Below are 6679 nucleotides of genomic sequence, written 5' to 3'. Positions count from 1 at the left end.
TACTTCTCTTTGGGCCCGCAAAGAGAAGTGACTCGAGCGCCGGCAGGCGATCGAAAGCCCGCCGCAGGCGAGCCCGGTCGCGGCAACGCTACAAAAAGAACGACAGGCAAAACACGACAGCGCACAATCCATCCCGCGAGCACCCGCTCCTCACCCATAGGGGAAAGGGAGCAAGGGCATCGCGCCCCAAAGGAGAGAGAGCGCAAAAGAAGAAAGGCGTCAGCCGACGCGCCCAACCCGCGTGAAGAACGGCCACCGCACCGCCCGCACGAGCTCCGGCGCGCCCCAGACCCGGGCCAGCTCGGGCGCCACCTGCTCCACCGGATCGATGCCGGTGCGCTTGAGATGGCGCTGCGTGGCGGACCACGAACGCAGATAGGCCATGAACTGCGCCAGGTTCCAGTCCGCGCGCATCATGAAAGTCGGCGCCGGTACGGCGGGAAACGGGAAAGGCAGTTCGCGGTAGCCGCTGTCCACCAGCGCGCGCTCGGGTGGCCAGTCGCCGCCGAGCGTGCCGGCGTAGAGCGCCTGTTCGACCGCATCCACCGCGCGGTCCACGCTGCAGTTGCCGTAGGCGCACACCGCCAGCAGCGCACCCGGCCGCGCCACGCGGCGGACTTCGGCATGGAACGCATCCAGGTCGAACCAGTGCAATGCCTGCGACACGCTGACCAGGCTGGCGCTGCCCGCCGCCAGGCTGCTGCGCTCGGCCGGTTCCACGCGGTAGTCAATCGCCTCATGCGACGGTGCCTGGCCGATCTGCGCAGCGCTGGGATCGGTGGCGATCACGCGCTCGAAATGCGCCGCCAGCCCCAGGCTGGCCTGGCCGTTGCCGCAACCGGCGTCCCAGGCCAACGTGCGGTCCGGCGCCTGGCCGGCGAGCCAGGCGAACCAGTCCCCTGGCGGCAGCGGGCGGGCATCGCGGTAGAGCTGCGCGTGGCCGGAGAAGTGGTCCTTGAAGCTGGACATGGCTGGGCTCTTGCGAGGGGTGCGCCATTATCCCGCAGCCGCGCCGGCGGCACCTACCGCAGCCGGCACGTCTGGCCCGGAGCGAGGCCGTCCAGGGCGTAATCCCCGATACGCAGGCGCACCAGCCGCAAGGTGGGAAAGCCGACCGCCGCGGTCATCCGGCGCACTTGGCGGTTGCGTCCCTCGCGCAGGGTCACCGTCAGCCAGCTGGTGGGAATGGCCTTGCGAAAGCGCACCGGCGGATCGCGCGGCCACAGCCACTGCGGCTCAACCGCATGTTCCGCGCCGGCGGGCAGGGTCGGCCCGTCGTTGAGCATCACGCCCTGGCGCAAGGCGGCCAGTGCTTCATCGGTGATCGCACCGTCCACCTGCACCAGGTAGGTCTTGGGCTGCTTGTGCTTCGGATCGGTCAGCCGGTGCGCCAGCGGGCCCTCGTCGGTGAGCAGCAGCAGGCCCTCGCTGTCGTGGTCCAGCCGCCCAGCCGGATAGACGTCCTTTTCGCGCACGTAGTCCGCCAGCGTGGGCCGGCTGCCGTCGCCGCTGAACTGGCACAGCACGCCGTAGGGCTTGTTGAGCGCGACCAGCACGGTCCGCTACGGCGCGGAGCCCGCGTGCGCCGGTGCCTCCGGCTTGACGAAGCGCAGCGTCATGCGGTCGGACTCGCCGATCGCCAGGTACTTGGCCTTGTCCTGTTCGCCCAGCGCCAGCGTGGGCGGCAGGGTCCACACGCCCTTGGGATGGTCGTGGTCGTCCTTGGGGTTGGCGTTGATCTCGCTCTGCCCGTCGAGCACGAAGCCGGCATCGGTGGCGAGCTTGACCACGTAGCCGACCGGCAGGTAGCCGCTGTCCTTGACCTCCTCCAGCGCGGCGCCCTCGTCGGCGCGGTGGTCGACCACGCCGAGCACGCCGCCGGGCTTGAGCACGGCGAAGAACGCCTTGAACATCGCCGGCGCCGTGCCTGCCATGGCCCAGTTGTGCACGTTGCGGAAGGTCAGCACGCGGTCGGCCGAGCCCGGCGCGCCGAGCACCGGCGCCTTGGGATCGAAGGCGACGATGGCGGCGTGGTCGAACTGCGCCGGACGCGCGGCGAACAGCTTGCGCAGCGCGCTGTCGTCGCTGCGCGCCTCGGCATTGGAGTCGGGCCTGGTCTCGGCCGCGACATAGTGGCCGTTGTCGCGCAGCAGCGGCGCCAGGATCTCGGCGTACCAGCCGCCGGAGGGCGTGATCTCGATCAGCGTCTGGTCCGGCCGCACGCCGAAGAATTCCAGCGTGGCCTTCGGGTGCCGGTAGGTGTCGCGCGCACGGTGCGCGGCCGGCCGCCAGTCGCCGGCGATCACCTGGTCCAGCTGGGCGGCGGTGTAGTCACTGGCGCTGGTCGGCGGCACCAGGGCGTCGGCGGGCTGGTCCTGCGCCCGGGCCGGGCCAGCCAGCAGGGCGGCGGTGCACAGAGCTGACAGCAGCAGGATCTTCATCGTGATCTCCCAGGGCCGCGGATGAGGTGTGATGCAAACGCCGCGCATTCTAGCCGAGCACTCGCGCCGGGATCCTTCCCCGAACGAGGGAAGAATCTAGTAGCGGATCACCGAGCGGATCACGCGCCCTTCGTGCATGGCGTCGAACGCCTCGTTGATGCGTTCCAGCGGCAGCTCCTGGCTGACCATCTCGTCGATGCGGATCTCGCCGGCCAGGTAGCGCTCGACGTAGCCGGGCAGCTGCGAGCGGCCCTTCACGCCGCCGAAGGCGCTACCGCGCCACACGCGCCCGGTGACCAGCTGGAACGGGCGCGTGCGGATCTCCTGCCCGGCGCCGGCCACGCCGATGATGATCGACTCGCCCCAGCCCTTGTGGCAGCACTCCAGCGCCGAGCGCATCACCTCGACGTTGCCGATGCACTCGAACGAATAGTCCACGCCGCCGTCGGTGAGCTCGACGATCACCTGCTGGACGGGCGTGTCCGGATGATCCTTCGGGTTCACGAAATCGGTGGCGCCGAGCAGCCGCGCCAACTCGAACTTGGCCGGGTTGGAATCGACCACCACGATGCGCCCGGCCCTGGCCATCACTGCGCCCTGCACCACCGACAGGCCGATACCGCCCAGCCCGAACACCGCCACGCTGGCGCCCGGCTCCACCTTGGCTGTGTTGAGCACTGCGCCGATGCCGGTGGTGATGCCGCAGCCGAGCAGGCAGACCTTCTCCAGCGGCGCGGCCTTGTTGATCTTCGCCACCGCGATTTCGGGCAGCACCGTGTACTGGCTGAAGGTGCTGGTGCCCATGTAGTGGCGGATCATTTGGCCGCCTTTGGAGAAGCGCGAGGTGCCGTCAGGCATCAGGCCCTGGCCCTGGGTGGCGCGGATGCGCTGGCACAGGTTGGTCTTGCCCGAGCGGCAGTATTCGCAGGTGCCGCACTCGGGCGTGTACAGGGGGATGACGTGGTCGCCCACCGCCAGCGTGGTCACGCCCCGGCCGACCTCCTCGACGATGCCGCCGCCCTCGTGTCCCAGGATCGCCGGGAACAGGCCTTCCGGGTCGGCGCCGGAGAGGGTGAACGCATCGGTGTGGCACACGCCGGTGGCGACGATGCGCACCAGCACCTCGCCGGCCTTCGGGCCGGCCACCTCCACCTCTTCGATCGACAGCGGCTTGCCTGCTTCCCAGGCGACGGCGGCGCGGGATTTCATGACGTTGTTTCCGGCAACAGGGGGAACGACGATGGTGCACTCGCGCCCGCGCACCGCGGAAGTTCCGGTGGACGCCCGGGCTGCGCGCAGGCCAGGCATTCGCGGCAATACCCCTCGGCCTCGGCCAGCACCCACTCGCGGAACACTCCGAGCCCCCGGTGCTCCTGCGAGCGCGGTGGATAGACCAGCCAGTAGGCCTCCTCCGTCGGCATGAACCGCTCGCCCAGCACCACCAGCCGGCCCGCCTCGATCAGCGAACTGGACGTGACCATCCGCCCCAGCGCCACGCCCAGCCCCTCCAGCGCCGCGTGGCGCAGGGCGTCGGTGCTGTCGAAATGCGCCACGTAGCGCCTGGGCAGCTCGCCGCCGACGTGCGCGAACCAATCGCGCCAGCGGTTCGAGGGGTCGCCCAGCAGCGGCCAGGCGCGCAGGTCGTTGGGGTCGGCGCCGCCCATGCGCGCGACCAGTTCGGGCGTGGCCACCGGCGCCAGCCATTCGCCGAACAGCCGCTCGCAGCGCAAGCCCTCCCACTGGCCGCGGCCGTAGCGCAGCGCGACGTCCACCGGCTCGCGCTCGAAGTCGACCAGCGTCGAGCTCGATTGCAGGTTGAGCTCCAGCTCCGGATGGGTCGCCACCAGGCGCGGCAGGCGCGGCACCAGCCAGCTGGACATGATCCCGGAGCTAGCACTCAGCGTGAGCGAGTCGTGCCGCCGCTCGCGGTAGCGCGAAAGCGCGTGCTCGATGCCGTCGAAGTGCCCGGCCACCGCCTCGAGCAGGCTGCAGCCTTCGACCGTCAGCGTCACCCCGCGCGGGCCGCGTTCGAACAGGCGCCGGCCCAGGCGCTCCTCCAGCTGGCGGATCTGGTGGCTCAGCGCGCTGACGGTGAGGTTGGCCTGCGCCGCCGCGCGCGAGAGGTTGCCCAGGCGGGCCACCCGCACGAACTGCTGCAACAGGCCCAGCGGGATCTGGCTCATCGCATGTCTCCGGTGAAACGCGCTACAGGCGCCGCTGCGGCAGCTCCACGTAGCGCGGTGCGGACAGGTCGCTCGCCGAGCGGCCGACGTAGAACGCATAGCGGCCGCCGCGGATCACCCAGTGCCGCGTGCCGGTGTCGAAGTCGGCCAGCAGGCGCGGCTCCAGTTCGACCGACACCTCGCGCGACTGCCCTGGCGCCAGCGCCACCTTGGCGAAGCCGGCCAGGCGCCGCACCGGCGAACCGGGCACCTGCACGTAGACCTGCGCCACGTCCGCACCGTCGCGCCGGCCGGTGTTGCGCACGGTCACGCGCACGCGCGGCAGGCCGTCGCGCACGTCCACCGCCGGCTCGCCATGGGCGAAGCGGGTGTACGAGAGGCCGTAGCCGAACGGGAACAGCGGCTCGCGGTGCGTGCGCTGGAACCAGCGGTAGCCGACATCGGCGCCTTCGATGTCGTAGTCGACGCTGGTTGCCGCGTGCGTGCCCGCGGTGGCGCCCGGCAATTGCGGGCGCGGCAGCTGATCCAGCGCGCGTGGCCAGGTGATCGGCAAGCGGCCGGACGGGTCGACCTTGCCGAACAGCAGGTTCGCGATGCCCTCGCCTCCGGCGCTGCCCGGATACCAGGCCTGCAGCACGGCGCCGACGCGATCGAGCCACGGCATCGCCACCGGGCTGTTGGTCTCCAGCACCACCACAGTGCGCGGGTTGGCCCGGGCCACCGCGTCCACCAGCGCGTCCTGGTTGCCCGGCAGCCTGAGGTCGGGCGCGTCGAACGATTCGGCCGCCCATTGCGTGACGAACACCACCGCCACCTGCGCGCGCTTGGCCAGCGCCGCGGCGGCGGCGATGTCGTCGCCGCTGGCGAAGTCCACCTTCGCGCCATTGCCGGCGAGCGCCCGGATCGCCGCCAGCGGCGCCGAGGGATCGAACGTCACCGGGCCCGGCCAGGCCGCCGGCTGCAGGCCGGGCACGGCGTTGCCGCCGCGCGGGGTCACCATCGACGAGCCGCCGCCGGCCATCACGCCCTTGTCCGCGTGGCCGCCGATCACCGCGATGGACTTCGCGTCGCCCGCCAGCGGCAGCAGCCCGCGCTGGTTGCGCAGCAGCACCGCGCCAGCCTCCAGCGCGTGCTGCGCCACGGCCAGGTGCGCCTTCTCGTCGACCGGGCCCGGCTGCGGCGGATGGTCGATCAGCCCCACCGCGAACATGCTGCGCAGGATGCGCCCGACCATGTCGTCCAGCCGCGCCTGGCTCACTTCGCCATCCGCCAGCGCCTGCTTCAGTGGCTTGTCGAAGTACACCTCCTTGTCGAACGCCAGCGCGGCCGACTCCTGGTCCAGGCCCGCGTTGGCGGCCTTCGCCGCGCTGTGCGCCGCGCCCCAGTCGGACATCACGTAGCCGGGGTAGGCCCAGTCGTGCTTGAGCACCTGGTCGAGCAGGAAGCGGTTCTCGCAGGCCCAATCGCCGTTGAACTTGTTGTAGGAACACATCACCGAGCCGGGCTTGCCCTGCTCGATCGCCAGCTCGAAGGCGAGCAGGTCGGATTCGCGCATCGCCTTCTCCCCGATGCGCACGTCGATGCTGTTGCGCGCGGTTTCCTGGTCGTTGAGCGCGTAGTGCTTGACGGTGGCGATCACGTGCTGGTCCTGGATGCCGCGTACCGCGGCGGCGACCATCGTGCCGGCCAGCAGCGGATCCTCGCCCGCGTACTCGAAGTTGCGCCCGTTGCGCGGCTCGCGCTGCAGGTCCATGCCGCCGGCCAGCAGCACGTTGAAGCCCTTGTGCCAGGCCTCGCTGCCGATCATCGCGCCGCCGGCGTAGGCCACCTGCGGGTCCCAACTGGCCGCGGTGGCCAGCCCTGCGGGCAGCGAGGTGGCGGTGTCGCCCGGGCGCACGTTGACCGGGTTGGCCACGCCCAGCCCCGCGTCGCTCAGCTGCTGCGCCGGGATGCCCAGCCGCGGGATGCCGGGCACGTAGCCGGCCGAGCCGATCGCACCGGCGGGCTTGGGCAGATGGTGGCTGTCGTCCGGTTCGCCGAACGCGCTGTAGATGA

6 protein-coding genes are annotated in these 6679 nt (G+C 71.1%); all 6 read right to left on the bottom strand.

The genetic code is table 11. The features are described from left to right. Positions 1-219: 219 nt before the first annotated feature. Complete coding sequence (locus tag HOQ08_RS11955; protein WP_291195028.1) at positions 220-969, bottom strand: class I SAM-dependent methyltransferase; 750 nt, start codon at positions 967-969, stop codon at positions 220-222. Positions 970-1022: 53 nt separating this feature from the next. Further along, positions 1023-1556 carry a pseudouridine synthase gene (locus HOQ08_RS11950; RefSeq protein ID WP_291195025.1) on the bottom strand — a complete coding sequence of 178 codons (534 nt, stop codon included), beginning with the start codon at positions 1554-1556 and terminating at the stop codon, positions 1023-1025. Between the two features lie 6 nt (positions 1557-1562). Continuing rightward, positions 1563-2441: a methyltransferase gene (locus HOQ08_RS11945; protein WP_291195023.1), complete on the bottom strand. Its 879-nt coding sequence runs from the start codon at positions 2439-2441 to the stop codon at positions 1563-1565. 96 nt (positions 2442-2537) lie between these two features. Further along, positions 2538-3650 carry an S-(hydroxymethyl)glutathione dehydrogenase/class III alcohol dehydrogenase gene (locus HOQ08_RS11940; RefSeq protein WP_291195021.1) on the bottom strand — a complete coding sequence of 371 codons (1113 nt, stop codon included), beginning with the start codon at positions 3648-3650 and terminating at the stop codon, positions 2538-2540. Beyond that, entirely contained in the window at positions 3647-4624 is a 978-nt protein-coding gene (locus HOQ08_RS11935) for a LysR substrate-binding domain-containing protein (protein WP_291195018.1), read from the bottom strand. The genes HOQ08_RS11940 and HOQ08_RS11935 overlap by 4 nt, the downstream gene beginning before the upstream one ends. A 22-nt stretch (positions 4625-4646) precedes the next feature. Next, positions 4647-6679: glycoside hydrolase family 3 C-terminal domain-containing protein (locus tag HOQ08_RS11930; RefSeq protein ID WP_291195015.1), on the bottom strand; the 2033-nt coding region annotated here is incomplete at its 5' end.

The organism is Frateuria sp. (assembly GCF_013362045.1).
Lineage (GTDB): Bacteria > Pseudomonadota > Gammaproteobacteria > Xanthomonadales > Rhodanobacteraceae > Frateuria_A.
Note: the sequence above shows the minus strand (reverse complement) of the source record. Positions and strands in the feature narration are given on the sequence as shown.

Bases quoted from the DNA above. Each gene is read 5' to 3' on its own strand.
- HOQ08_RS11955 (WP_291195028.1), bottom strand. From the start codon at position 969: ATGTCCAGCTTCAAGGACCACTTCTCCGGCCACGCGCAGCTCTACCGC.
- HOQ08_RS11945 (WP_291195023.1), bottom strand. From the start codon at position 2,441: ATGAAGATCCTGCTGCTGTCAGCTCTGTGCACCGCCGCCCTGCTGGCT.
- HOQ08_RS11940 (WP_291195021.1), bottom strand. From the start codon at position 3,650: ATGAAATCCCGCGCCGCCGTCGCCTGGGAAGCAGGCAAGCCGCTGTCG.
- HOQ08_RS11935 (WP_291195018.1), bottom strand. From the start codon at position 4,624: ATGAGCCAGATCCCGCTGGGCCTGTTGCAGCAGTTCGTGCGGGTGGCC.